The following is a 26,166-nucleotide window of genomic DNA, read 5'->3' on the forward strand; positions in this document are numbered from 1 at the left end:
TCCCCGGATTAATCACTCGATCGAGCCGCGAGGTCGTCCTCGCGTTGCGCAATAGAGTGCCCATCATTAATCCGAGGATCAAGTTTTGGGCTTAGTCCGCAGCCTGTTGAGCAGCGATTTGCCGATCTTGTTTCTCGCTCATGCGACGGAAATACGTCGAGAGCAGCGCCCCGGAAATGTTGTGCCAGACGCTGAACAGCGCGCTCGGCACCGCCGCCAGCGGCGAGAAGTGCGCACTGGCCAGTGCCGCACCCAGGCCGGAGTTCTGCATGCCGACTTCCAGTGCCAGGGATTTGCGCTGGGCCAGCGGCAGGTTGAACAGGCGCCCGGTGAAGTAACCCAGCAAGTAGCCGAAGCTGTTGTGCAGCATCACCACGGCCATGATCAGCAGACCGGATTCGGCAATCTTCGCCTGGCTGGCAGCCACCACGGCCGTGACGATGATTACGATGCTCACCACCGACACCAGCGGCAACACTTCTACCGCGTGACGAACCCGATCACCGAGCACGCGTTGGGCAACCACGCCAAGTACGATCGGCAACAGCACGACTTGCAGGATCGACCAGAACAGCTCCATGAACGACACCGGCAACCAGGCCGAGGCCAGCAGCCAGATCAGCGCCGGTGTCAGCAATGGCGCGAGGAGGGTGGTGACGGCGGCGATGGCCACCGACAACGCGAGGTCGCCGCGAGCCAGCCAGGTCATCACGTTCGAGGAGGTGCCGCTCGGGCAACAGCCGACCAGAATCACCCCGACGGCGATCTCTGGCGGCAGATGGAATACCTGGCAGAGCAACCACGCCATGCCGGGCATGATCACGAAATGGGCGACCACGCCCAGGGCCACGCGCCACGGATGGCGAGCGACTTCGGCGAAGTCTTCGAGCTTGAGGGTCAGGCCCATGCCGAACATCACCAGCCCCAGCAGCGGCACAATGGCGCCTTTCAAACCGATGAACCAGGCCGGCTGCAGAAACGCCACGATGGCGAAAATCAGTACCCAGTAAGCGAAGGTGTTGCCGACAAAACGACTCAATGCAGCGAGTGCGCGCATGGCCTGATCCTTGTTATTCATATTCGAAAATTGCGCAGATCCAATGTGGGAGCGGGCTTGCTCGCGAAGGCGGTCGGACATTCAACAATGATGTTGTTTGTCATGACGCCTTCGCGAGCAAGCCCGCTCCCACATTTAGACCGCGCGTCGGTTTAGATCCCTTGCGGCATCTCTTCACCACCCAACGCTTCAACCAGTGCCGGCAGGAAGTCGCCGAAGGTCAGCATCATCAGGGTGAAGCTGGCGTCCAGTTGGCCGAGTGCTTCGTCGCCACCGTCCTGCTCCGCCTGATCTTGCAGCAGGTCTTCGAACTTCAGGCGCTTGACCACCATTTTGTCGTCGAGCACGAACGACAATTTGTCCTGCCAGGCCAGCGACAGCTGAGTGACCACTTTGCCGGTGCTCAGGTGCAGCTGGATTTCTTCGCTGGTCAGGTCCTGACGCTTGCAACGCACTATGCCGCCGTCTTCGTGGGTGTCGCGCAGTTCGCACTCGTCCAGCACAAAGAAATCGTCTGCGGCTTTCTGAGTGGTAACCCACTCGGTCATGGTTGCGGTCGGCGACATCTTCACCGTCAGCGGACGTACCGGCAGCGAGCCGATCACTTCACGCAGGGTGGACAGCAGGTCTTCGGCGCGTTTCGGGCTGGCCGAGTTCACCAGGATCAGGCCCTGTTTTGGCGCAATGGCGGCGAAGGTCGACGAGCGACGGATAAAGGCGCGGGGCAGGAAGGCCTGGATGATTTCATCCTTGATCTGATCGCGTTCCTTTTTATAGACCTTGCGCATTTGTTCGGCTTCGATCTCTTCGACCTTTTCCTTCACTGCGTCACGCACGACGCTGCCCGGCAGAATGCGTTCTTCTTTACGGGCGGCGATCAGCAGGAAGTCTCCGCTGACGTGTACCAGCGGTGCGTCTTCGCCCTTGCCGAATGGCGCGACGAAACCGTAGGTGGTCAACTCCTGGCTTGCACATGGACGCGCCAGTTTGGTGGCCAGTGCAGTTTCCAACGCCTCGGCATCAAAAGGCAGATCTTGGGTCAGGCGATAGATAAGCAGGTTTTTGAACCACATGAGGTGAGTCTCTCCTTTATACAAAGGGGGGCATTATTGTCTTCGCCGGGTCATAGGCCAACCCTTCTCTAAGCCTTTGGAAGGCCTGAGAAAATTAATTAAAAAAGTGCTTGCCAGAGGTTGGGTCGCTCCGTAGAATGCGCGCCACACCGAAGCGAAGGGTGATTAGCTCAGCTGGGAGAGCGTCTGCCTTACAAGCAGAATGTCGGCGGTTCGATCCCGTCATCACCCACCATTCGTTTCAAGTGTTTAGCGCAGCGGTAGTTCAGTCGGTTAGAATACCGGCCTGTCACGCCGGGGGTCGCGGGTTCGAGTCCCGTCCGCTGCGCCATATTCGGTAACCTGGACCACTGAACGCCAGGTCACCACGGAAAAACCCGCTGAGGCGGGTTTTTTCTGTCTCAAGTTTGTACCTTGTTCCATCGGGTTGTGTCGTTTCACTGGTTTTCGGATTTTTTTGAAAAAAACTTCAATTAAATCAACACTTTACGAAAACTTGTGGCATAATGCGTCCCGTAACGAAGCGAAGGGTGATTAGCTCAGCTGGGAGAGCGTCTGCCTTACAAGCAGAATGTCGGCGGTTCGATCCCGTCATCACCCACCATTCGTTTCAAGCGTTTCGCGCAGCGGTAGTTCAGTCGGTTAGAATACCGGCCTGTCACGCCGGGGGTCGCGGGTTCGAGTCCCGTCCGCTGCGCCATATTCGGTATCTGGAACACTGAACGCCAGATCACCACAGAAAGCCCGCTCAATGCGGGCTTTTTGCTGTCTGGGATTTGGCTTTTTGCCGGATTCACTGAAAAAAGCGACCTGTTCGGGTCGCTTTTTTCGTTTCTGCCTTACTTATTGTTCGGCATTGCGGCTGTGTCGATAGTCGCTGACGGCCTCGTACACCGCTTTGCGCAACCGGTTGATCCCACCAATCGGCCGATGGGCTTCAAGGCCGAACCATGGATTGAACGACAGGTTGTCGCATTGCAGGTTCAGCGCCGGGGTGTCGAAATCCTGGGCAGGCAGCTTGATCTTCGCCACGGTTTCGAAAGGCGCGTCGTGTTCACGCCACTCGATGCTAGTGTCTTCGATCGGCATATATTGGCTCGGATCCTGGCGCTGGACCTGTAACACGAAGCAGGCCGGCACCCGATCAGTCGACAGCTGCTGGTTCAGCGCACTGCGCAGGAAGTTCGGCAGGTTTTGATTTTGCGTGGGCAGCGTGTAGGTCGGGCAGCTCTCCGGATCCGGTATTACCCGGAATTTGACGTTGGCCTCACCAAACTTGTACGGCGAAACCGAAAAGTAGGTGGTCTGGGTCGGACTTGCCGGGGCAGGGGAGAGTGTCGCCAGCGCAATAAACAGATGACGAACCTGCCAGGTGCGCGGGTCCCAGCCCGGGAAGAATGCCATTATCTTTTTGCCGTCAGCCTGAGCGGCCACATTCTGACGATACTCGGCGACATCACTGACAAAGAAGTTCGGATGGTTGAACATCACGAAATCCTGTTCGCTGCGCCCTTGTCGATCATTCAGCAACTGTTTACCCGGCACATCGAACAACTTGATCGCCATGCCCCGGGCATCGCGGATGCTGTCGAACTGCGGATAGGCATTGCCGTTGGACAGCCGCATCGTCGCTTGCCAGGTTTTGCCGGGTTCGCTGAACACGCCTTGGCGCAACGTCGTCGCCAGATCCGGCAGCACCTGAACCTCGGCCTTCACGCAACCATGGGCCTTGGCGTGAGCGTCGCGCAGATAGCGAGTACTTTCGCGGTGTTGATCGACGATCCGCACCGCTGTCTGGATGATGTCCCGGGTCATCGCCGCTTCGCCGTCCGGAATCAGTTCTTCAGCCGATACCGGGCCGCGATGTTGCCAGGCGAGCCATGCCATGGTCAGCGCCCAGCCGAGGACCCCCAAACCCAACATCCAAAGCAGGGTTTTACCAAGGAAGGCACCCAGACGTAGCCAGAGCGTGATCAGCATGGGTCAATCCTTTTGACTGATGAGGTGGTCTGGCAATTGCGACTCCAGCGGGCCGCCCAACACTTTCAGGTATTCCAGCAGCGCCCAGCGCTCCTGCGGCTGCAGCAGGCGACCGATCACGCCATTACCGCGCTCGCCGTTGCGGAATTCGTGGCCGCTGTTGTGATTGCCGGTAATACGCGTGTCGAACACAAAACCGTTGGTAAAGGCTTCGGTGCGATAGCCCAGGTGTTTGGGATCGTATTCTAAGGTGCCCTTGTAAAACGTCGTTGCGCGTTCATCCTGGGGCGAGAGCAGTTGGTAGATGCTCGGCACCGAACCGTTGTGCAGAAACGGCGGTGTGGCCCAGACGCCCGCCAGTGGTCGGGCTTTATAGCTGCGTAATTCCTGGACACCGATAGGCAGGCCGAAACCGTCCAGGTTCGGCCGCTCCGCCGGTGTCACATTGGCAGCGCGATAGGCCTGGTTCCCCACAAAAGCAGTGACGTAGGCCAGCCCCTTGGCCACTGACAACTGGCTCAAATCCAAGGGTTCCGTGGGTTTTGGATGCAGTTGCACGTCCAGTTGCGCAAGCTCTGCCGGATCCCACTTCAAGGCTGTCAGATCGAAGCGATGGTCGGCAATATTGTTGGCGGCGCCGGGGTCTGTGCCAATCATCTCCACGGGCAGTAATTTCAGATGTTGCACTTGTCTGCCGTCGCTTTGGGTGACGCGGGGGACGTGGCACCCGGCGCAGTTTTCAGCGAATAGAGCGCGGCCTTTTGCGGCCAACGGCTTGTCGATGGTGCCCAGCAGGGCTTCCGGCCAGGTGGGCGGCTTGAGTCGTTGCAGGGTTTGTTCGATCCGGTGCAGATCGCGCACCCGGACGCTGGACGGGTAGCGATCGTCGCCCTTGAGGGGCTGCCCGCTGGCGTCGAAGAAATTCAGCGTGGCGCCGACACCCAAAGCCTCGCCAATGTTGCGGGCCATCGGTTGCTGCGCCGAACCGTTCCACTGCACCCAGTCGAAGGTCCACATGTCCCACAGTTGCGGGTAGTCCACCGGCGCGTTGGCCACGCGGTAGTTGGCCGGCGAAATGGCGTCGCCGAAACTGGCGTTGGCAATGCGCCCGAAGGCGTCGGTGCGGCCGGGGCCTTCTTCGGTGGGGTAGAGCCCGCGATGGGTATCGTTCCAGGCCACTTTCAAGAAGGTATCGAGTGAGCTTTTGAAGTCCTGGCGTAGCTGTTGATGCCGGGTGTCATAGTCCTGGCCCAGGACATTGCGCGCGAAACGTTCGAATTTCCACGGGTTGTAGTAAGTCGAGGCGAGGCTGGCCACCAGTGCCTGGCCGAAGCTGCCGCCGCGCAGGGTCGGGACGCTGGACGGCAACACATGCTGGGCCGAGCCGCCGTCGATGCGCACGGCCTGGCCATTGAAGCGTAATTCGCCGGTGTGGCAGGCGGCGCAGGTGATGTCCAGAAACTCTTCCTGGCTACCCGCGTTTTGATGACGGGCAAAACCGACGGGCAGGTTGCCGGGGTTGTTCGGTGTGGCTTTCTGGCTCGGATCGATCAGAAAACCAAAGCGTGCGAGGTATTCAGGCGCGGCGAATCGTTTTTGCGAGAAGGGCAGTTCGAGGGCGTTGAACCAGTCATAGCGCAAGCCTTTGACCTGGGTGCCTTGAGGTGTGAAGTAGTAGGCCTGGCGGTCTGCGGCGCTCCATTGCTCCAGGTAATGCACTTGTTGCGCCGGTGACCAGGCTGGTAATTTCGGGTTGGCGACGTAGTACAGCACCACGGCGAGGCCCAGCCCCAGCAGTACTGCGATCAGAATCAGCAAGCGGATAATGAGGCGCACGATAAACATCCTTGTCAGTTTGTAGCTCTCTTATGCCTCAGCTGACGAGGGGCGGCAAGAGGCCATTACGCCAGGGGCTGTGGGAATCGGTCTCCGGGTCTGTGGGGGCCAGATGACAGAAGCTTCATCCTTCTAACCTCGAAATGCGTTTAAACACCTGAACTTATCGGAAGTTTCCTGCTCTCATGCCGGTAGCCATTGGTCGTGGCCGCCTGATAAGCTCGCGGCTTTACTCGATTGCCCTTTAGGCGCATGAACAAGGAAATAGCATGAAACAGCATCGGTTGGCGGCGGCGGTGGCCCTGGTTGGCCTGGTACTTGCGGGTTGTGATTCGCAGACCAGCGTAGAGCTGAAAACCCCGGCGCAAAAAGCTTCCTACGGCATTGGCCTGAACATGGGCAAAAGTCTGGCTCAGGAAGGCATGGATGATCTGGACTCCAAAGCCGTAGCCCAAGGCATCGAAGATGCCGTCGGCAAGAAAGAACAGAAACTGAAGGATGAGGAACTGGTTGAAGCCTTCGCAGCGCTGCAGAAGCGTGCCGAAGAGCGTTTGGCCAAGATGAGCGAAGAGTCGGCAGCCGCCGGCAAGAAATTCCTCGAAGAGAATGGCAAGAAAGCCGGTGTCGTCACCACGGCTTCCGGCCTGCAATACGAAGTGGTCAAGAAGGCCGATGGCGCACAGCCTAAGCCGACCGACGTAGTGACTGTTCACTACACCGGTAAACTGACCAACGGCACCGTTTTCGACAGCTCCGTCGAGCGCGGCAGCCCGATCGATCTGCCGGTCAGCGGTGTGATTCCGGGTTGGGTCGAAGGCCTGCAACTGATGCACGTTGGCGAGAAGTACAAACTGTACATCCCTAGCGACCTGGCTTATGGCGCCCAAAGCCCTAGCCCGGCGATTCCAGCCAACTCGGTGCTGGTATTCGACCTGGAGCTGCTGGGCATCAAGGATCCAGCCAAACAAGACGACGCCAAGTAATCCGCGTCTGCTCGAAAAAACAACGCCTCGCTTATGCGGGGCGTTGTTGCATCTGGGGTTTGGTGAAGGTAAACAAAGCGAACGGATGCGGTACGCTGCAGTCATAGCCAGTGAGAGTGCCCGAGCTAGACGTACCGGTGCGCCAAGTCAATGAAATCTTGGGTTTTTTTATGTGAGTAAAAAACGCCCGATCTGAGCAAGACCCTTGTGAAACGGGGCTTCCAGCGGTGAAATGCAGCTCTGTTCACAAGGTTATCCACAATTTGTGTGGATAACATTTCAGTGGGAGGAAAAGATGAAAATGCCCTGGAATTTCGCCCGCTTCCTGCCAATGGCCGGGCGCCTGCTCGCCCGTGGTCGTTTGCCGACCCTGCTGTTCGCGGTTGCCAGCAAAGGCGCGAGCCAAGGTAATCGTCTGGGCAAACTTAAGGACGATCTGCGCTTGTTACAGGCACTCTGCCTGGCCTACTGGCGTGGCGAGTACCGAGCCATCAGCCCGAAAGCGATGGTTTCGGTGGTGGCCGGCCTGATGTATTTCCTGAGCCCGGTGGATGCAATCCCGGATTTCATCCCGGTGTTCGGCATGCTCGACGACATCGCCGTGCTGGCCTGGTTGATGAAAGTCCTCGATGACGAACTCAATGCCTTCCGCGTCTGGCGCAAACGTCAGGCGCCGGAAAAACTCGCGGTGGTTGAACGCCTGCCCGATACCCCGGAACAACTGCAACTTCAGGGCCCGAAAAAAAACTGAACCGATTCAGGATCATCCATATTCATACCCCCCGCGACCTTGGCCGCTGTTAGGATTACACTTCTAAGGAAAAGTGCCGACTCGCTACGTGTCGTTGTCCTACGGGGTAGTCATGGATATTCAGATAATTACACGCGAAGGCGAACCAGAGTATGCGGTTCTGCCATGGGCTCAGTATCAGGCTCTACTGAAAGCAGCAGGCATCAACGAACAACCACCGCGCGAAGCCACAGTGCGTCCCGCGGCCACATCAGACCAGACTCTTCCGGGTCTGGATCAACTACGCAGTTTGCGCGAAGGGAAGGGCATCGCCATTGAGGCGCTTGCCCGCACGGTAGGCATCAGCCCGTCATATCTCGCCTTGATCGAAAGCGGTGAGCGTCAACCCGACGCTGCTATTCGCCGCAGCCTCGCCTGGGAATTGACGGTGCCGGGATGGAGGGATGAATCGTGAGCGTACGCATCAGTCGTCAACATTGGGATGGATTGCTGGGGGAACTGGATCAGGCGCGCCGTCAGCGCCATCTTTTGACTTATCGGGCATTGCTGGAGCGTTTGCAGCTACCCACGCCCGCCATGCAAACCCTGACCGCCGCCCTTGAGCACCTGGCCGCGCTGGACGCCAGGGCCGAGCAGCCACTGCGCAGCTCGCTGGTGATCAGCCAGGGCGCCAGTCGCTTGCCGCGCACCGGCTTCTTCGAATGTGTCGAGCGCCTCGGGCGCTTCTCCGGACCGTCCGACGGCGTGGCTGCCGCATCCTGGCACGCCTCGGAAGTGGTGCGGGTGTTCGAATACGAGTACCCCGAGTCGGCGGAAGCCTGAGTGTTCCTACGACTCAAGGCGCGGGCCGGTTACTGGCTGGCCCGCCGGTTGTTCCACTGGTCGTGGTTTGTGCGCCAGCCGCGAGGCTGGCGTTGGCTCGAGGGCCAGTTCGCGCGCATGGCGAACCTGGGCGACGTCGGCGCCCAGAGCTTCTACGGCCACATCCTGACCTTTCGCGGCGTCGGCCTTGGGGCTCGCGAGGAAGGCGTACGATTACTGCGCCTGGCCGCGTTGGCAGGGGATGGCAAGGCGGCGTATCAGGTGGGCGTGATCTGCCTCGCGGGGACGCCGAGCAAGGCGCCGGATCCGGTGGAAGCGGCGCGGTTTTGGCGTATTGCCTTGAAGGCCGGGCATCCGTTGGCTGAGATCAAGTTGAAAGGGTTGGCGAGTGGCGATGCTGAGTAGTGATTCGATGTTGAACTGGTGGACATCTTGAAGACGCAGCGGGCTGATCGGCGGCGCAGGTGGCTACACGCTTGGCGCTCGGCTCGGTGAAACGTCGGCCCGCCCTGTGCTCGGTGACAATCGGGCTAGCGCCCGTCGAAAGCCTTCCACTTTGGTCGCATCCCCCCGGGTTCTGTGCGTAATGACGCCGTAGGCATAAGGGAGTAAACCTTCCAGCCAATCTCGTGGGTAGATTTCTACACTGTTCTCCAATGTCGACACGACCCAGTCGGGCAGCCACGACATATCGCGGTCCGAGAAGTTGACTTCGCCTGCGACCAGCAATGCCAGCGTGGTGCGCAGCGATGACTTGTTCTTCACTAATCTCTCTTGCAGCGCCTGGCAAGCGTCCGGGTCATCCAGTAACACGCGAAGATCGTTGGGTTTGCTCAGCTTCAGCGAGGCTGGAAGCAGCGCAGACAAGGCCGGTAACGAGTCCATCCAGCGTTTTTGCACCTCCAGATCAATTCCGACGAAATCCAGCGCAGGAGGCACAAGCGTCGCCTGACGGATAACCGTAGGTATCAGGTAGCGCAGGCGAAGTCTCATGATTTCCATAAAGAGCCGGTCACTTGCACATAAAGACTCCAGGGTCGGAGCGGTGCGCGGTGTTATTGATGGAGGTGGGCCGATAATGAACGTCGCATTGCGTCGGTGAGGCAGATAATGAATGTCGCCCCAGCTGTCGTTCAGGCAGTGTGCAAGCCAAGCTTGGGGAGTAGGCCCGTTGAACGGGTCCAGATTCATGGGGACGCCAAAACCGTTGAACACTACATGACCGAGGGGATTGAGGCGGCTCTTCAACAGTTGGTGGAACCCGTGATCAAACACAATCGGGGCATAACCGGTCTGGGTGTAGAGGTCGACGATAATGACGTCGTACCGGTCGGGCGTGACGTCCAGGAAGTGCGCGGCATCGGCGACCACACTGTCAAAGTCGGTATTCGCTGCAAGTCGGTTCCGGTTGTCGAGGCTGCGCGAGAATGCGGTCTCGTCCAGATCAACGGCCAACAGACTGGCCACTCTGGTGCTGGCTGCGATCGGCGCCAGCGCCACACCGTCCGAAAGCCCCAGCATCAGAACCGAGATTCGATCCTTGGATGGATCCCCCAGGAAACCGGTACAGCCCATGTCATCATAATATTGGCCGCAGAAGATCTGTTCATGTCGAGCAGATTCAGGTCGATCCTTGAAGTCCGGCATGGTGAAAGGCAACTCCATTTGTAATAGGCGGGGGTACGGCGAGGCACGTCAGTGCGCAAACGCTTCAGGGTATTTGTCCAGGTAGGCATCATTGAGCTGCGTATCCGGGGAACGCATGAACGATTTGAAATCGGGTACCAGAAAAACCAACAGAGACAACAGCAGCACCATGGCGCCCAGCAGCGTGATTGTCAGTGCAACCCCCAGATAGGCGATCAGGGTGTTCATCGCAAAACTGCCCAAGGGGCTGGCCGCCGCAGACAAAAATGAAACCGTGGCAAAAATCCGGTTGCGATGGAGCTTGGGCGTCGCCAGCAGCCTCACTGCGGAGGTGGGGATGTTGATCAACATCAGGCCTACACCGCCGCAGAAAAAGGCCGCGGGTACGATGAACGACGATGAAACGGTGCCGACCACCACCAGATTGCACCCCAGTAATGCAAAACCTGCGGACACACACATGTCACGGGGAACCCGGTCGGATAACCAGCCGATGATCTTGTAACTGCCCGCCAGAATGCCCAGCCCGAAGCATGAATCCAAAAGACCGATGTATGTGACCGGGTACTGGATGACGTCCTTTACGTACAGTGGAATCAAAATGGTGAAGAACGGAAACAGGGCAAAGTTGATCAGCATTGCAATGATGGCCAGGTAAAACTCGACTTTCACTCCGTAAACCACTTTGAAACCGGAATAAATCATGCTGAAGCCGCTGGCACCCGGGGCTTTTTCGCCTTGACCGGTGGCACCGATATGGCTCGGGATGGTCGCGATCAACGCTCCGGCGATGAGAATCGCAAAAAAATCGGCAGCAAAGGCGAACGTGATACCGAACCCGTAAATCAACCCGCTGGCCAGTACCGGCCCCAGAAGAATAGAAAAGGACGACATCACGCTTTTGGTCCGAAAGGCCAGGGAGACTTTATCGTCGTCTGCGAACAAAGGAATGATCGACGCTTGGAGAGGGTCGCGCACACCGACAATCGCACTACTGATCATCATCAGCGCGCCCACCGTCCAGGGATTGAACGACCCCGTGGCGGACAGCACCACCATCAACAGCGCTGTCAGCAGGCTGATCCATGAGGCCAGCTTGATGATCAGGATTTTGTTGTACTTGTCCCCCAGCCATCCCAACAGGGGTTTGGCTAACACTTCCGCCGCAATGGAACAGGCAATCATGTTGGCGAAGTACAGCGCAGAGCCTGTTTCCTGCAAGGCCCACCAGGCCACCGCCAATTGATTACACCGTCCACCCAGAACCATAAGCAAAAAGCTGAATTGCACTTTCAGCAGACGCCGGTCGATGTCGGGAAAGCCCCACGTGATGCCTGAAAAATTTGCACTCATTGACGTACCTTTGATCCAGATAGGGCTACTGTGCAAGCCGGGGGTGTTCAAGAAACGACGGGGTGACGGTCATCAGGGTAGATCGCCAGATATTGCTCGATTCCACCCTGAGAGAAGGGGACAGATCTATTTTTTACGCGATCATGAAAATAAATCCGTCCCATTTTTTCTATTTGCTGTCGATCGAATGGCAGGCCGGAATAGCTGTGCTTGAGCGCTCGCTGCTACGTAAGGAACTGTTGAAGTTGGGGTTGGCCCGCATTTCTGTTGTGAGTAAACCGTTTCTGGTTTTGTAGCTACATCGAAGTGGGGCTTTTGGCTTATTGCTGTCTATCATCAAGAGCCGCTTCCCAATAGTGGACGGTGAACACGGGATGGCTGTCGCCGCAAAACCGCATGCTCCAGGAGGCCTGCTCCGCAGCTTTGAGTCATCAAGTATTTATACGGCTGGCGCGCCATCGGTGACGCAGCCTAACATGCGGCTCAAGTCGCTCGCTAAGCTCGCTCGGGACCGGCTAAAGAAGGCCCCAAACGTTAGGCACTGGTCCAACCTTACCGTTACGGAGCATATAAAATATGTCAAACATCGTCGCATGGACGCTGTTCGCCTTGGGCGCCTTCCATATTCCATTCGGTATTATTAAGTTCAAAGCAGCATTCGCCGCCGCTGTAGACTCTGGCTTCGTTGACCAGTTCAGAGTGCACGAAGATCGGCGTACCGCCCTCTGGTTTACCCTGCTGGGGCCGCTTTTTATGCTCGCAGGGCATACAGCGATTCACGCCGTAGCAGTTGGCGATCTCGCGCTACTTAAAATTGTTGGCATCTATGTGCTTATGATCTCGATCATTTGCGTCATTGCTGTTCCAAAATCGGGTTTCTGGGCAACGCTGCTGGTTTCACCGCTGATCATCGCGGCAGGGTATGGCTTGTACTCCTGACAAACGGTTCATGTCGTTCGCGAGGGCTTCAATGTCCACTCGGGGTCGTTTTCAGCCGGACGCGATAGGCAGAAAGCGGCCCGACTTTTTCAACAGAATCGGCCAAAAGCTGCCACTCGGAAGCGTCTCAAGCGTTATCCACTGGCGAGATTCATAGTCTATCTCGCCTCGGCGCAGCACAGTCTGTATGTATGTAACCGCGATCATTCGCATTTCTCTGTTGTAGTTTCTGACGTGTCTTGTGAGACGCGTCTCTTTTGTGTGTAGAAAATTCCCGCTCTCTTGAACCAAAAGCGATATGCCGGGTCTGGTGTGCGCGTGGTTTTGCGCATCAGCAGCGTGAGTGTTTTTCGGAGTACGCCTGGGTCTTCAGGTGCTGCCCAAGATAAAGGTAAAGGCCAATATTCGGCTTTTTGTCCGCTCGCGAGCTTGCTGTCATTTCCGTATCGAGGGATCGAACATGTTCTCACCCGCCCATTGGGCGAGGTTGTGCCTGGCTTTGCTGTGCCTTTCTCCGCTAACTCTTGCTCACGCCGCCCCCACCCCCGGTGAAACCGATCTGATCCGCGAACGTCAGGATCGCTTGCTTGACGAGCAGCGTCGACGTCTCGAAGAGCTCAAGGAATTACCCGGCAAGGCAGCCAACCCCACGCAACCGACGGCCCCGGCCGACGCCCGTTGTTTCCCCATCAAGGACATTGAGCTCAAAGGCGCCGACAGTCTCTCGGACAGCGAGAAAAATCGCCTGCTCAAGCCTTATATCGGCCAGTGCCTGGGCGTCACGCAGCTCAACGAGTTGCTGAAAGTCATCACCGATCACTACATCGACAAAGGCCTGGTCACCAGCCGTGCCTATTTGCCGCAACAGGATTTGTCCGGTGGGCATCTGCAAGTGCTGGTCGTCGAGGGCCGCTTGGAAGGCCTGAAAGGCGCCGAAGGCAGCGGTCTCTCCGAGCGGGAACTGGCGATGAGCTTTCCCGGCAAGCCGGGTGAGTTGCTCAATCTGCGGGACATCGAACAGATGGTCGATCAACTGAACCGTTTGCCGTCCAACCATGCGCAGACGGAGCTGACGCCGGGGCAGAATATCGGTGGCAGCGAAGTGCTGGTCAAAAACACCCCGCAGAAGCCCTGGCGTGTTGGTTTATCGCGGCATAACGATGGCCAGAAGAGCACTGGCGAGCAGCAATGGGGCACCTCCTTCGACTGGGACAGTCCCTTGGGCCTGGCCGATCAATTGGCCTTGCGCGGCGGCCACGATGCCGTCAGCGATCATCAGAAAACCTCGCGCAATGCCATGCTCTATTACAACCTGCCCTTTGGCTGGTGGAACCTGAGCTACACCTACAGCCAGAGCGAATACCGCGCCTTGGGCCAGGCCAACGGTTTCAATTTCAAGCAGAGTGGCGACAGCCAGAACCATCAGTTGCGCCTGGAACGAGTGATCCATCGCGATGCCCTGAGCAAGACCTCCCTCAACACCGGCCTGGCTTACCTGCGAACCAATAATTTCATTGAAGACAGCAAGCTCACTGCCAGCAGCAATCGCATTAGCGAGGCGCAGTTCGGCATCAACCATGGGCGACGGGTTGGCAATGCGTTCGTCAACCTCGACCTGGGCCTGCAGAACGGTATTGGTGCCCTCGATGCCCAGGGTAATCACGACCCGGGACCGGGCCTTCCGGATGCGCGCTATCGCAAATACACCGCCACTCTCAGCTATTTGCAGCCCTTTGTGCTGGGTGGCGAGTCCTTCAGTTTCAGCAGCCTGATGACCGGTCAGCGCAGTGAAGACGTGCTATTCAGCCCTCAGCGCATGAGCTTGGGTGGACAATCGTCGATCCGTGGTTACAAGGACCAGTCCTTGTCCGGCGACAGCGGTGGCTACTGGCGCAATGATCTGCGCTGGAGCCGTCCCGTGACCCTGGAATGGCTACGCCCGGTGTTCGCCGAATATGGCACCAGCCTCGGTTACGACCAAGGCGTGATTCGCGGTGATCGCTACAACGGCAACCAGCATGGGCGCCTGTCGAGCAACTCGCTGGAGTTGTTCGCCCGCGGTGAGCACCTCAGCGCCAGCGTGACCTTCGCCCACTCCCTGGAACGCCCGGATGCCCTGACCGAGCGCGAAGCGCCGATTTATTTCCGCGTGGATTTCTTCCTCTAAATTCTGCTTTAAACGAGATTCGATCATGGACGTTCGCCTCTACGCCTTCCTCGCTGGCCAGCCCGCTGCTGCCGTCAAAAACCGTGAGCACTTCTGGGGCATGCCCAAGCGCGGCCTGGCATTCCTGTTGGCCAACGTCATGTTCTGGCAACCGATGTGGGCCCAGGCGGACGGGATCGTGGTCAGCGCGCCGGGAACCAATCTCGGTCAGGCAGGTAACGGCGTGCCCATCGTCAACATCGCCGGCCCCAACGGCAGTGGCCTGTCCCACAACCAGTTCAAGGATTACAACGTCGGCAGCAACGGCGTGATCCTCAACAACGCCACCAACGCCGCCCAGCCCACTCAACTGGGGGGGATCATCCTCGGTAACCCGAACCTTAACGGCACGGCCGCCAGGACCATCCTCAACGAAGTCAACGGCGGCAATCCCAGCCAGTTGCGTGGCTACACGGAAGTGGCGGGGCAATCGGCCCACGTCATCGTCGCCAACCCTTACGGCATCAGCTGCAACGGTTGCGGCTTCATCAACACCCCGCGAGTCACGTTGACCACCGGCAAACCGGTGCTGGATAACGGTCGGCTGGATCGCTTTCAGGTCGATCAGGGTAGCATCGCCATCGAAGGCGACGGGCTGAATGCCAGCAACGTCGACCGCTTCGAAATCATCACCCGCAGCGCCAGGATCAACGCCGAGATCCAGGCCAAGAATCTGACCATCATCGCCGGTCGCAACGACGTCAACGCCGACAGCCTCAACGCGACCGCGCGCGCCGATGACGGCAGCGCCAAACCGGGGTTGGCCATCGACTCCTCGGCCTTGGGTGGTATGTACGCCGGGGCGATCAAACTGGTGGGCACTGAGGCCGGGGTTGGCGTGAAGCTGGACGGCAAGATGGTTGCCAGTGGGGGGGATATCCAGCTTGATGCCAATGGGCATTTGAGTTTGGCCGAGATGGCCGCTGCCGGTGCTATCGATATCCAGGCGAAAAGCCTGGAAACCCGTGGACAGGTGTACGCCGGTAGCCGGTTGGAGGTGAAGACCCAGGGTGACCTGACCAACCAGAAAAACCTGGTGGCGCGCGACAGCATTCGCCTGGACAGCGGCGGCACGCTGAGCAACAACGCAATCATCGAAGCCGGGGTCAATGCTGACAACAGCCGCAACACCTCGGGCGATATCACTCTTACTGCAAAACAGCTGAACAACGGCGGCAAAACCGTAGTCGCCAGTCGCGACCTGAATGTCACGACGACCGCCGCGCTGAACAACCAGGGCGGTACGCTCAGCGGGCAGCGCATGACCACGGTCACAGCCGACGTTGTGGATAACCGCAACAAAGGCCGAATTCTTGGCAACACCGAACTGCATCTGAACGCCAACCAGGTACTGAACGCCCAGGGCGGCCTGATCAATAGCCAGGGCATTCTGACTGCCAACCTGGGCCATCTGGAAAACAATGCAGGCGAATTATCCAGCCTGAACAGCGCGACCCTGATCCTCGGCAGCCTGGACAACCTGACCGGCCTGGTCATGGCCGGCAAAAACCTCGATATCACCAACACGGGCGCGATCAACAACCAGGGCGGTGAATTGTCCAGCCAAGGCGTCATGACCGTGCGCACCGGCAGCCTGGATAACCGCAACAAAGGCACCGTTGCCGCCAATGGCAAGTTGGTGGTCAGTGCGACTGGCAAGGTCAACAACGCCGACAACGGCCTGATCGCCAGCCGTACAGCCGACGTTGAGTTCGATGCCGCCAGCCTGAATAACGCCAAAGGCACATTGCAAGGCAAAGGCTTGGTGACGGTGGATGTATCGGGCGATATCGATAACCAGGGCGGCAGCATCATTGCCCAAGACGCCAAGTTGAGTGTCTTCGCGACCAACCTTGACAACCGCGGTGGCGTGCTCTCCAGCGTCAAGGCCGCGCTGGAGGCACGCACCACCGGCGTCTTGAAAAACGGCTACGACGTGAATCGCGTGGGCGGCACGATCCAGGCTCAAGGCCTGAACATCAAAGCCTTGAGCGGGTTGTTCAACGACGGCGGGCGCCTGGCCGCACAAGCCGGCGATGTCGTGATCACCAACGCGGCTGCGGATATCAATAATCGCAACGGCGGTATATATGCCACGGGCACGGTCCAAGTCATTGGCCGGCAGATGGACAACAGCGGCGGCGGGCAGGTCAGCGCCAGGCGCATCGACCTGGATCTCAGCGGCGCACTGAACAACAACGCGGGCATCATCGAAAGCCAGGACAGCCTGGACATCCTGGCCGCCAGCCTGAGCAACCAGGGAGGCCAACTGCGCACCCTGGGCCGCAACAGCACCACGGCGTTCGACATCGGCGGGCTGTTCGACAACAACGACGGCACCCTGGAGACCGCCAGCCAGGACGTGAAACTCGACAGCGGCAGCGTCCAGAACGTAGGTGGCAAGTTGTTCCACACCGGCCTTGGGCTGTTTGGCATCAGCCAGGCCAACCTGGGGCAGGCGGGTGGTCGCCTGGTGACCTACGGCAACTTGAACGTGACGGCTGACCGCTGGACCAACAACACCGCGATCCAGGCCGGGCATCTGGTCTTGAATGTCGGTCAGTTGACCCAGACGGCCACCGGCCAATTGCTCAGCACCAACGGCCTGGTTGGCCGGGGGAACAACTGGCGTGTCGACGGCCTGATCGGCAGCGATGGAGCCATCGACCTGCAACTGACCGGCGAATATGCAGGTAGCGGCCGCTTGAGCAGCCTGGGTGTCCTGGGGATCAAGGCCGCGCTGATCAATCTGGAGGCGAGCGGCAGTATCGCTGGCGGCGGCAGCACAACCGTCGTGGTCGATGGCGTCCTCAACAGCTACGGTCGGCTGACCTCGGCGGCGGACATGAGCGTCACTGCCGCCACGATCAACAACTACGGCACGCTGGGCAGTGCCGAGGCGCTTGGCGTATCGACCGGCGCCCTGCTCAACGAACACGGATTGATCTTCAGCGGCGGCAATACAAGCCTGCGCGTCGACAGCCTGACCAACCGCTATGCCGATATCTACAGCCTGGGTGATCTGAGCATCGATCGCGACGGCCTCGGCACGCGTGCCAGCCGCATCCTCAACAGTTCCGGCACGCTGCAAAGCGACGGCAACATGCGCCTGGCGGCCAGCACGATCGACAACGTCCGCGAGGTCTTGACCACCAACGATGCTGGCATCTACACCGCCTCGATCAGGGAAGTGGCCTGCATCGGAGGGGTCAATGCCGGTGATTGCGACGGCCCCAAGGTAAACCACGTCTGGCAGATCATTCAGCGCGATAAGTTCGAAGTCACCGCGGCCAGCGCCGCCTCCAGCATCACCACCGGCGGAAACCTGGATATCCAGGGCGACACCCTGACCAACCGGAGCAGCAGCATCGGCGTCGGCGGTGCATTGACCGCCAATCTGGTCAGCCTGAACAACATCGGCATCGAGACCGGTGAGATCGAAACCTCGCGCACCTTCATGTCCGAACGCACGCGCCACCCGAGTGGCTGGCGCGCCGCCGCGAATGACTTCACCAACAAATATTGGCTGCAGAGCCCGGGTTACACCCCCAACGATCTGGGTGGCCTTGAAGGGGCGATGAGCCGTTTCATCGGCATGACCGAGCGTGAGGTGCCAGAGTTTCGTACTCAAACGGCCTCCATCGATAGCCAGACCTACGCTGCGATTATCCAGGCCGGCGGACCGGTGGCTGTTAGCACCCAGAACAATGTCGACAGCAGCGTGGTACGCCCAGGCTACACCTATGTCGGCGCCGGCCCGCGCACCGATACTCAGGCTGACAACGTTTTCTCCACCCGCATCAACGTCAATCGGCAGCTATCCCCGGACCTGACCCAGCAACAGGTCGATCCGCTCGCCTTGCCGGGCTTTGACTTGCCCACCGGACAAAACGGCCTGTTCCGCATGAGCGGCAACGGCTCGACTACGCCGACCCAGGGCGCTGGCCTGCTGCAGGTGCGCGGGCTGGCTGACCGTTCGATGAGGTCCAATCCGCACAAGTACCTGATCGAGACCAACCCGGCGCTGACCGACATGCGCCAGTTCATGAGCTCGGACTACCTGCTGAAAAACCTGGGCTACGATCCGGACCTCGCCGCCAAGCGCCTGGGGGACGGCTTCTACGAACAACGCCTGATCCAACAGGCCGTGATCGCCCGCACCGGCCAACGCTTTCTCGACGGCCAGACCTCCGACGACAGCATGTTCAAGTACCTGATGAACAATGCCATCGCCAGCAAGGACGCCCTCCACCTGTCCCTGGGCGTCAGCCTGACCGCCGAGCAGGTCGCGGCCCTGACCCATGACATCGTCTGGATGGAAACCCGGACCGTGAACAACCAACAGGTGTTGGTGCCGGTGCTCTACCTGGCCCAGGCCAACAACCGCCTGGCGGCCAATGGCGCGTTGATCCAGGGCACCGACGTCAGCCTGATCGCCGGCAAAAACCTGAACAACGCCGGCACCCTGCGCGCCACCAGCAACCTGAGGGCCACGGCTGGCGACAGCCTGGTCAACAGCGGTTTGCTGGAAGCGGGTAATCGGCTTGAGGCGCTGGCGAGCAATAACCTCACTAACAGGGCCGGCGGGATCATCGCCGGGCGGGATGTCAGTGTTGTTGCCCTTAGCGGCGACGTGACCAACGAACGTACCGTTACCACCCACGAAAGCAGCAGCGGCTACCGCACCGAACGCACCGACTTCATCGACAGCGCGGCCCGCATCGAAGCTGGCAACAACCTGGCCATCAGCGCTGGGCGTGACATCAACAATGTCGGCGGTGCGCTGAAAAGCGGCTCTGACACCACCCTCGATGCCTCGCGCGATGTCAATCTCGTCGCCGCCGAACGCATCACCAGTGGCACTCGCGGCCGGCATCGTGACCAAGATATCAAGCAATACGGCTCCAGCCTCGACAGCGGCCGCGACCTGACCGCCAACGCTGGCCGCAACCTCTCCGTCGTCGCCAGCCAGATCGATGCCAAGCGCGACGTCGCCATGGCCGCTAAAGAAAACTTGACCCTCGCCTCGGCTGCGGATGAGCAGCATTCCTACGGCAAGAGCAAGAAGGTCACCAGCCAAGAGGATCATGTCAGTCAGGTGGCTTCGACGCTCAAGGCGGGGCGAAACGTTGCCCTGAGCGCGGGGCAGGATCTGGCGCTGATCTCCAGCAAGGTCAACGCTGCAAATGAGGCCTATTTCGTGGCGGGTGGCAAGCTTGAGCTGCTGGCTGCGCAAAACAGCGACTATTCGCTGTACGACATGAAGAAGAAAGGTGGTTGGGGGAGTAAGAAGACTCAGCGGGATGAAGTGACCAAGGTTACGCATGTGGGCAGCCAGATCACCACGGGTGGTGATTTAGTACTGCTCAGCGGGAGTGACCAGCGTTATCAGGCGGCCAAGCTGAATAGTGGTGATGAGCTGACGTTACAGAGCGGCGGCTCGATTACCTTCGAGGGCGTTAAGGATCTGAGTCAGGACAGCCATACAAAGAGCGATTCCAGTCTGGCTTGGAACTCGATGAAGGGTAAAGGCCACACCGACGAAACCTTGATTCAGAGCCAATTGCAGGCTCAGGGGAACTTGGCCATCAAAGCTGCCGATGGCTTGAAGATCGATATCAAACACATCAACCAGAAAACCGTCAGCCAGACCATCGATGTCATGGTCAAGGCTGATCCGAAGTTGGCCTGGCTCAAGGAGGCCGAGCAGCGAGGGGATGTGGATTGGCGGTTGATCAAGGAAACTCACGAGTCGTTTAAATACAGCCACTCGAGCCTGGGGCAGGGCGCGATGTTGGCGATCATTATTATCGTTACCGTGCTGACGGCTGGTACTGGAACCGCCGCTACAGTTGGCGCTAGTGCTGGCACCGCAGCTTCTGGGGCGGCAGCGGCGGCAGGTGCGTCAGCTGCCACGGCTGCGACTGTAGGCGCTGCTGCATCGGCTGCCGCAACGGCGAGCTTTTCGGCGGCAGTCGCGCAAACGGCAGTCAGCACGATCAACAACAAGGGTGACCTGGGGGCGACCTTCAAGGACGTCTTTTCGTCAGAAAGCCTGAAAGGCTATGTGATCGCCGGGATCACGGCTGGTTTTACCAAGGGCGTTATCGATCCCGCGCTCGGCGGTAATACGGTGCCGTTTAATAACCTCACAAGGGGGTTTGATTTAAATACTCTTCAAGGAGTGGGTGGTTTTGCGCTGCATGCCGGGGCTCAGGGTGTTGCGGGGGGAGTCATCAAAACCGCCATCAATGGAGGAAGCTTCGGCCGGAACCTCACAGATGGGCTGGTCTATCAGGCGGGTACCGTCGCAGCAGCCACAACATTCAATTTTGTCGGTGGTTATGCGCAAGACCATTGGCAGGCCGCGAAGAATGCGGGCGATACCACTGGCATGGCCATGTGGGCCGAAGGCGGCGTCGCTCGTACTGCCATGCACGCGTTGGCGGGGGGAGCGATTTCCAGTGCTACCGGTGGTGACTTCAAGACCGGCGCCATTGCAGCGGGTGCCAGCCAAGCCATGGCTGGAGAACTTAATTCCATTTTCGATACACAGCCTGAGCTACGACAAGCGGTTTCTCAGGTTGTCGGTTTGACGGCCGCCGGTCTTGCTGGCGGCGATGTCGAGAAAGCCTCTTGGGTCGCGTTGATGGCTGACGAATACAATCGTCAGCTTCACCAGAAAGAGACAGTTGCACTTGAGAAACTACAAAAGGAAACGCCTGAAAAAGCTTATGAACTGAAAGCGGCTGCGTGTGCTTTGGTTCATTGCTCCGCCTCGGTACCTGTGGATGATCGAAACTACCAAGCTGTTAAAGCGCTTGAAGCGGACGGAAAGGGGTTCACAGGTGCACAAAGTGCGCTGATCGCTACCGGGGCCTATGACGAATATTCGAAGTGGGACCAAGTCAACGATGATTTGCTCCTTAACGATAAGGAACTCAGACAGTCATCCCAGGCGAGCCGAGCGGTACTCGGCGCGATAGGTGCCGCCGCAGGATTTGGCGGCGCGATACTCTCCACGCCAGCTTGTGTCACCGGAGTCGGTTGCGCTATACCTGCGCTCTCCGGTTTGGGCGGCGCGGCGTCGTTTGTTGATGGATGGCAGGCCACCGGGCAGCTGTTTGCTCCTTACGACTACACACAAGGAAGCAGGGTACTCGCGTCCTTCAACAGCGCAACCTATCCTGGAGATGTAAACCCACTCCGCGACTATGGAACCGAGGCCGCTAAGGCAGCGATGGAAATCGCGTTGCTCAAGGGGGCGGGGAAGTATCTGGATGGTGGGGCGTCGGTACTGGTTTCGGGGGTTAAAGGGGGTGCAAAAGCGACAAGCGAAGTCGTGCCACCCGGGCCCATTGTTTCTTCTGGTATGACTCGGACAGGTGTTGTTCGTACAAATGCGGCTGACTGGCGAGCATTGCGTGATAATTGGGATGACCTTGGGTATGGCCAAATCTTAAGTACTGAAAATCGGGCCGCTATTGCTAAAGGACGTACTCCGAAAGTCGACGATGCATGGGTTAAGGTTTTTCCGGAGGATGCAGGGTTAAAGGGTGAAAGAATTTCTATGCACCATATCCAAGGTTCGCCACTTACGGTACCACTACCTGATACACGGCATTTGGATGCGCATATGCCAGGAGGGTTTAGATATAATCCGGGTGGCCCTGGGTCAGCTCTTCCGGCATACCCACCGAAAAAAGGAGTTGAGTAATGCATTCCATACCGCTAGAGCATGCGAAGCAAAAGTTAATTTTTTACGTGGCTCAGGATTTGGATCAGTCCATTAAATCTGATGTGCAGCAGCTTGTGAATGAGCTTGCTGCATCAAGAGTATGGAGCATATCCCCGCCAAGCTTCGTTGACGAGATAGACGAAGGGGGGGAGGAAGTAGTAGGTGGAATGTTGGAGATTTATTCGGCTTTACAGCCAAATATACTTTCTACTGATATGGATTCGAAAAATTTAGATGAGGTAGAGGAGCTGATCAGTGCTGTTCGAGATTTATCTGAAAGAGAAGGGCTTTCCTTTGAGTTTCAATTAGATACTACTTATGTTGGCAGCATTGATGATGGTGTCATTGATCGAGTTCTACTGGAAGGTCTGCTTGTGCCTTGGAGAGATAACCTCAAACGGAAGAGCTGAGTCGGTGCAAAAGGTGTTTCTCCAGTTGTAACTGCAGAGGGAAAGATTGGCGGAACAACATTTACTGATTTTAATCAGACTGCTTGTCCAGCTTCACAAGCTAATGCTAGTCAACCAACCTTGATATCTGATCGGGTAACTGCTAAAGCTGACGCATCTGGGAAAGTCCTGCCAAATGGAAACATGGCCGACGCTCATGCAGAAATAGGTGTGATACAGCAGGCATATGCTGCTGGGAAGACTATGGGGGCAAGCATGGAGCTTGCTGTCTCTGGTAAAGCAGTTTGTGGGTATTGTCGAGGAGATATTGCTGCAATGGCGGAGAAATCTGGGCTTACTTCTCTTGCAGTCAAAGAGGTCGCGACTGGTAAAACTCTATATTGGCAGCCTGGAATGCGGGCTCTGAGAGAGAGGGATTATAAATGAGATTTTCTCTATCATGGATTGTTGGGTTTGGAAGTGAGTGTAAGGGGGGTAGAGCTAAAGAACCCTCTTGGAGCGATATTGAGCTTCATCTAAGAGAAGTATGCGAGACGTCTGGCTCTGTTACATTAGAGGTTGTGAATCTTAATGGATTTGAGCTGTTGAGCTTGCAAGTTGTTGCAGGTGATGGGATGTATGCGATGACTTTAGGGGAAGACAATGGTGAAGATTACATTGTTCGGTCTTATCTTGGAGGCGGAAATTCAGGGAAGATGGTTGATATCCTAGGGGATGCTGTTGATGCCTCAGGAGTTTGTACGGATTTTGAGATTGTGGTTAATGTTTTTAGGCAGTTCTTTGAAGAGGGCCGGGTTTCTCGGAGCTTAATGGCTTAATCCTTTTGGTGCAAAAGCACCTGGTCAGATCGACAACCCTCCAGTGAAGAATGGATGGAAGGTTGGTGATGATGTTTATAATCAAACGGCTAAAGGCAACGACCCTTCATGGTCTGCTGTTCGGTCTAGGTTCTGGAAAAACGAGTCTGCTGCTCCCGACGCTGCAAAAACTTATGGTCCAGAGAATCTTGATCGGATGAGTAAAGGACTCGCGCCTCAGCGATATAACGCGGATAAAGGGGGAATTGAGTCTATGGAGCTGAGTAACGAGCCCATTCCTGCTCGGGATGGTGGTAAAGACTTTGTTCCTCGTTGGCCGCAAGACCACGCCGCTGTCGATCCATACAGAAAGCCAGGATACTGAGAAATGACGGAAACACTTTCTTCAATTTTTCAACGTACACGAGGGGCTCCTATTCAAGTAGCAGAACGTCTTGTGTACCCGATCTTTCAAAAAAAAATTAAAGCAGGTCGAAGCAATTTCTTGGCTCGAAGATTGAAGTCAACTATGCAGCCTGTGTCTGGACTACGTTTAAAAGTGGTAAAAGGTGAGCTAGAAGTAAATGACCAGCGCCACTCTGAAGTTATTTTATGGGCGGATACTAGCCCGGAGTCCGTTTATTTTTCGGTGCTATCCAAAACAGGTTGCGAATTGAAAATCTGGAATGTATGGCGTGTGAACGATATTGCTCAGGCCTGGGTTGGAAATGCAGGGATGGTAATCAGTGAGGAGGGTCGCATAACAAATTTGGAATGTAGCGGTGGTACTGAAGCAGTAGACTTTTCTACTTTGGTGTTTCAAATAGAGTCTATTGATTAAGATTTACCGCTAGGTGCAAAAGAAGGGGCAAATATTGGAGGGGGCGTTTTTCAAAACGGTGACTCCGCTACGGGCCTTCTGAGTACTCAGTTAGCTAAAGATACTAATTCGTACCTCACTGATATTCAAAATTTGACAGGTAGGCAGTTCACTCCCCAACAGCTGGATCTTTTGAAAGCAGATCTTCGGGAAAATTCTTACTCGCGTCTCTCCAAAGAGGATGTTGAGTTGAACCGGATTGATTTTGAAAGAAAGTTTCCAAATCACAGAAAGGAATGGGAGAAGAACACTGGTGAGAGCTGGCCCAAAGAAACCTACACTGACAAGAATGGCAGTGTGAAAACCCGAAATTACGATGCTCATCATGTAATAGAGAACAAATTTGGTGGTAAAGCTGAGTGGTGGAATATTACACCTGCAATGCGAGGCGTAGAGCATCAGGGAGGGATTCACAGGTCCCAAGGTCCAGCAGAGAATTTATTTGGTAGATAATTATGAGAAATTCAGTAGAAATACGAAATCTGATAGAGGCAATCACATCCGCTGAGCTTTATGAAGGGGATTACGGAGACTGTATATCTAATGTTGATGCGATACTGAGCGACGTTGTCGATACGGATCGAAAAGGTGTGCCTAGTGATTATCTGGAGTTTCTTGCGGATTTTGGATTTGGTGAGCTAGACGCTGCGTTTTATGTGGAGGATGGCCCAGTAAAATATTCCTCTATATCTCATGGGGAAGTAAATGGGTATGAGGGTATGTATGTTTTTGCTGGAAACTCAAGTGATGTGTTATATGCTTTTGATTCTAAGAATGGTTGGGCGGTAGTGGAGATCAGCTCTGAGGCTGGTGGCTTTGAAGTGCTGTCGGTGGATTTTTCTAGCTTTATGTTGGATAAGCTTAAGTATGTTAAAGGTCTAGTCGATTGGCGTGCAGATAACTAAGCGTCGAAAGACTCTTAGAGGATAGATAACGGAGGGTACGGGCTGAATCGCGGCTCTACCATCTGAAGTGAAAGAGATGGTGGCTGATCAGCTGATGACTTTGATTCAGACCCATCCGGCTCTGCGCGGGCGTAAGACCATTGAGTTCCCTTATCAGACCCACGAACAATGGCGTCAGTACGGGCAGGAACAGACGAGCCAGCACTCGGGTGAGATTGCAAAACTGTCGAGCTATGACGCGAACGTAGAGGAAATGGGGACAGATTTATTTTCCGCTGATTTGCTAGGCTGAAAGCTCCATGGAAGGAGGTTGCTCATGCCCAGGATGGGACGCATTGTTTTGCCGAACTACCCGCATCACGTTGTCCAACGCGGTCATAACCGTCAGGTGGTGTTTGCTGCTACCGAGGACTATCAGCGTTATCTTGCCGACCTTCGAGAACTTAAGGAGGTGTTTGGGGTAAGGGTGTATGCCTACTGCCTCATGACCTCATGTCCATTTGTTGTTGGCGCCAAGCGAATCGGTGGCAGGCCTCGGGCAGTTAATGAAGGCGCTGGCGGCGCGTGCTACTCGCTACCGCAATCGGTTGGAGGGGCGTACCGGTACGCTATGGGAGAGTCGGTACAAGTCCAGTGTGGTGCAATCCGATACTTATCTGTTGGCATGCTGCCGCTATATTGAATTGAATCCGGTACGCGCATGCATGGTGGCTGATGCGGCGGACTACCCTTGGTCGAGCTACCGGGCACGTGTGGGCGATCTGCCTGATAGCGATTGGCTAGATACTG

General features: G+C 57.0%; 20 protein-coding genes, 4 tRNA genes and 1 pseudogene. 19 read left to right on the forward strand and 6 right to left on the reverse strand.

All coding sequences use genetic code 11. The features are described from left to right. Positions 1-91: 91 nt before the first annotated feature. Both JUI81_RS24365 and rdgC read right to left on the reverse strand, forming a co-directional pair. Positions 92-1,057, reverse strand: a complete 966-nt coding sequence (locus JUI81_RS24365) for a bile acid:sodium symporter family protein (protein ID WP_096479748.1) — start codon at positions 1,055-1,057, stop codon at positions 92-94. A gap of 152 nt (positions 1,058-1,209) precedes the next feature. Continuing rightward, positions 1,210-2,130 (reverse strand): recombination-associated protein RdgC, encoded by a 921-nt coding sequence (rdgC, locus tag JUI81_RS24370; RefSeq protein WP_019579659.1) that lies wholly within the window; start codon positions 2,128-2,130, stop codon positions 1,210-1,212. A gap of 159 nt (positions 2,131-2,289) precedes the next feature. On the opposite strand from rdgC, the gene JUI81_RS24375 reads away from it, so the two are divergent. From JUI81_RS24375 to JUI81_RS24390, 4 genes are all read left to right on the forward strand, one after another. Continuing rightward, positions 2,290-2,365 (forward strand) — tRNA-Val (locus tag JUI81_RS24375). Between the two features lie 19 nt (positions 2,366-2,384). After that, positions 2,385-2,461: transfer RNA gene (locus JUI81_RS24380), tRNA-Asp, on the forward strand. A 197-nt stretch (positions 2,462-2,658) separates the two neighbouring features. Beyond that, a tRNA-Val gene (locus tag JUI81_RS24385) sits at positions 2,659-2,734 on the forward strand. A 19-nt stretch (positions 2,735-2,753) separates the two neighbouring features. Then, positions 2,754-2,830: transfer RNA gene (locus JUI81_RS24390), tRNA-Asp, on the forward strand. 143 nt (positions 2,831-2,973) lie between these two features. Here the strand turns inward: JUI81_RS24390 and JUI81_RS24395 are convergent. Together JUI81_RS24395 and JUI81_RS24400 are read right to left on the reverse strand one after the other, a co-directional pair. Then, positions 2,974-4,110, reverse strand: coding sequence for a catalase family protein (locus tag JUI81_RS24395; RefSeq protein WP_019579660.1), 1,137 nt, complete (start codon positions 4,108-4,110; stop codon positions 2,974-2,976). A gap of 3 nt (positions 4,111-4,113) precedes the next feature. After that, positions 4,114-5,946 (reverse strand): di-heme-cytochrome C peroxidase, encoded by a 1,833-nt coding sequence (locus JUI81_RS24400; RefSeq protein WP_204125211.1) that lies wholly within the window; start codon positions 5,944-5,946, stop codon positions 4,114-4,116. A gap of 269 nt (positions 5,947-6,215) precedes the next feature. On the opposite strand from JUI81_RS24400, the gene JUI81_RS24405 reads away from it, so the two are divergent. The 5 genes from JUI81_RS24405 (at position 6,216) to JUI81_RS24425 (ending at position 8,907) form a co-directional block, all read left to right on the forward strand. Beyond that, positions 6,216-6,929: an FKBP-type peptidyl-prolyl cis-trans isomerase gene (locus JUI81_RS24405; RefSeq protein WP_018925162.1), complete on the forward strand. Its 714-nt coding sequence runs from the start codon at positions 6,216-6,218 to the stop codon at positions 6,927-6,929. A 295-nt stretch (positions 6,930-7,224) separates the two neighbouring features. After that, complete coding sequence (locus JUI81_RS24410; RefSeq protein WP_204125212.1) at positions 7,225-7,680, forward strand: YkvA family protein; 456 nt, start codon at positions 7,225-7,227, stop codon at positions 7,678-7,680. 112 nt (positions 7,681-7,792) lie between these two features. Beyond that, complete coding sequence (locus tag JUI81_RS24415) at positions 7,793-8,134, forward strand: helix-turn-helix domain-containing protein (RefSeq protein WP_026286335.1); 342 nt, start codon at positions 7,793-7,795, stop codon at positions 8,132-8,134. Next, a complete protein-coding gene (locus JUI81_RS24420) occupies positions 8,131-8,502 on the forward strand; it encodes a hypothetical protein (RefSeq protein ID WP_007898892.1) in 372 nt (123 codons plus the stop codon). Before JUI81_RS24415 ends, JUI81_RS24420 begins: the two co-directional genes overlap by 4 nt. Next, positions 8,503-8,907 carry a sel1 repeat family protein gene (locus JUI81_RS24425; protein WP_204125213.1) on the forward strand — a complete coding sequence of 135 codons (405 nt, stop codon included), beginning with the start codon at positions 8,503-8,505 and terminating at the stop codon, positions 8,905-8,907. 63 nt (positions 8,908-8,970) lie between these two features. Here the strand turns inward: JUI81_RS24425 and JUI81_RS24430 are convergent, their stop codons facing one another. Both JUI81_RS24430 and JUI81_RS24435 read right to left on the reverse strand, forming a co-directional pair. Continuing rightward, positions 8,971-10,149, reverse strand: coding sequence for a spermidine synthase (locus JUI81_RS24430; RefSeq protein WP_204125214.1), 1,179 nt, complete (start codon positions 10,147-10,149; stop codon positions 8,971-8,973). Between the two features lie 48 nt (positions 10,150-10,197). Then, complete coding sequence (locus JUI81_RS24435; protein ID WP_239077732.1) at positions 10,198-11,553, reverse strand: MFS transporter; 1,356 nt, start codon at positions 11,551-11,553, stop codon at positions 10,198-10,200. 525 nt (positions 11,554-12,078) lie between these two features. Between JUI81_RS24435 and JUI81_RS24440 the strand changes: the two genes are divergently transcribed. From JUI81_RS24440 to JUI81_RS24490, 10 genes and pseudogenes are all read left to right on the forward strand, one after another. Then, the gene (locus JUI81_RS24440; RefSeq protein WP_028940044.1) at positions 12,079-12,441 is read left to right on the forward strand and encodes a DUF6463 family protein; all 363 of its coding nucleotides are present in this window, start codon (positions 12,079-12,081) and stop codon (positions 12,439-12,441) included. A gap of 460 nt (positions 12,442-12,901) precedes the next feature. Then, entirely contained in the window at positions 12,902-14,608 is a 1,707-nt protein-coding gene (locus tag JUI81_RS24445; RefSeq protein WP_204125215.1) for a ShlB/FhaC/HecB family hemolysin secretion/activation protein, read from the forward strand. 25 nt (positions 14,609-14,633) lie between these two features. After that, on the forward strand, positions 14,634-22,364 hold the full coding sequence (locus JUI81_RS24450) for a DUF637 domain-containing protein (RefSeq protein WP_204125216.1): 7,731 nt from the start codon (positions 14,634-14,636) through the stop codon (positions 22,362-22,364). Further along, on the forward strand, positions 22,364-22,795 hold the full coding sequence (locus tag JUI81_RS24455; RefSeq protein WP_019579674.1) for a hypothetical protein: 432 nt from the start codon (positions 22,364-22,366) through the stop codon (positions 22,793-22,795). Before JUI81_RS24450 ends, JUI81_RS24455 begins: the two co-directional genes overlap by 1 nt. A gap of 422 nt (positions 22,796-23,217) precedes the next feature. Continuing rightward, positions 23,218-23,613, forward strand: a complete 396-nt coding sequence (locus tag JUI81_RS24465; protein WP_156043963.1) for a hypothetical protein — start codon at positions 23,218-23,220, stop codon at positions 23,611-23,613. 367 nt (positions 23,614-23,980) lie between these two features. Next, entirely contained in the window at positions 23,981-24,433 is a 453-nt protein-coding gene (locus tag JUI81_RS24470) for a hypothetical protein (protein ID WP_155954650.1), read from the forward strand. A gap of 228 nt (positions 24,434-24,661) precedes the next feature. Next, positions 24,662-24,925, forward strand: coding sequence for a hypothetical protein (locus JUI81_RS24475; protein WP_204125217.1), 264 nt, complete (start codon positions 24,662-24,664; stop codon positions 24,923-24,925). 2 nt (positions 24,926-24,927) lie between these two features. Further along, positions 24,928-25,377 (forward strand): SMI1/KNR4 family protein, encoded by a 450-nt coding sequence (locus JUI81_RS24480; RefSeq protein WP_204125218.1) that lies wholly within the window; start codon positions 24,928-24,930, stop codon positions 25,375-25,377. Positions 25,378-25,453: 76 nt separating this feature from the next. Next, on the forward strand, positions 25,454-25,669 hold the full coding sequence (locus JUI81_RS32280) for a hypothetical protein (RefSeq protein ID WP_374707272.1): 216 nt from the start codon (positions 25,454-25,456) through the stop codon (positions 25,667-25,669). Between the two features lie 24 nt (positions 25,670-25,693). Next, positions 25,694-26,166 (forward strand): annotated as a pseudogene (locus JUI81_RS24490) (transposase); the annotation flags it as partial.

Origin of the sequence: Pseudomonas sp. 008 (assembly GCF_016861935.1) — a bacterium.
Lineage (GTDB): Bacteria > Pseudomonadota > Gammaproteobacteria > Pseudomonadales > Pseudomonadaceae > Aquipseudomonas.

Excerpts from the sequence above, each read along its gene's own strand:
- JUI81_RS24365 (WP_096479748.1), bottom strand. The coding sequence starts at position 1,057 with ATGCGCGCACTCGCTGCATTGAGTCGTTTTGTCGGCAACACCTTCGCT.
- rdgC (WP_019579659.1), bottom strand. The coding sequence starts at position 2,130 with ATGTGGTTCAAAAACCTGCTTATCTATCGCCTGACCCAAGATCTGCCT.
- JUI81_RS24395 (WP_019579660.1), bottom strand. The coding sequence starts at position 4,110 with ATGCTGATCACGCTCTGGCTACGTCTGGGTGCCTTCCTTGGTAAAACC.
- JUI81_RS24405 (WP_018925162.1), top strand. The coding sequence starts at position 6,216 with ATGAAACAGCATCGGTTGGCGGCGGCGGTGGCCCTGGTTGGCCTGGTA.
- JUI81_RS24410 (WP_204125212.1), top strand. The coding sequence starts at position 7,225 with ATGAAAATGCCCTGGAATTTCGCCCGCTTCCTGCCAATGGCCGGGCGC.
- JUI81_RS24415 (WP_026286335.1), top strand. The coding sequence starts at position 7,793 with ATGGATATTCAGATAATTACACGCGAAGGCGAACCAGAGTATGCGGTT.
- JUI81_RS24430 (WP_204125214.1), bottom strand. The coding sequence starts at position 10,149 with ATGCCGGACTTCAAGGATCGACCTGAATCTGCTCGACATGAACAGATC.
- JUI81_RS24440 (WP_028940044.1), top strand. The coding sequence starts at position 12,079 with ATGTCAAACATCGTCGCATGGACGCTGTTCGCCTTGGGCGCCTTCCAT.
- JUI81_RS24445 (WP_204125215.1), top strand. The coding sequence starts at position 12,902 with ATGTTCTCACCCGCCCATTGGGCGAGGTTGTGCCTGGCTTTGCTGTGC.
- JUI81_RS24450 (WP_204125216.1), top strand. The coding sequence starts at position 14,634 with ATGGACGTTCGCCTCTACGCCTTCCTCGCTGGCCAGCCCGCTGCTGCC.
- JUI81_RS24455 (WP_019579674.1), top strand. The coding sequence starts at position 22,364 with ATGCATTCCATACCGCTAGAGCATGCGAAGCAAAAGTTAATTTTTTAC.
- JUI81_RS24465 (WP_156043963.1), top strand. The coding sequence starts at position 23,218 with ATGAGATTTTCTCTATCATGGATTGTTGGGTTTGGAAGTGAGTGTAAG.
- JUI81_RS24470 (WP_155954650.1), top strand. The coding sequence starts at position 23,981 with ATGACGGAAACACTTTCTTCAATTTTTCAACGTACACGAGGGGCTCCT.
- JUI81_RS24480 (WP_204125218.1), top strand. The coding sequence starts at position 24,928 with ATGAGAAATTCAGTAGAAATACGAAATCTGATAGAGGCAATCACATCC.
- JUI81_RS32280 (WP_374707272.1), top strand. The coding sequence starts at position 25,454 with ATGGTGGCTGATCAGCTGATGACTTTGATTCAGACCCATCCGGCTCTG.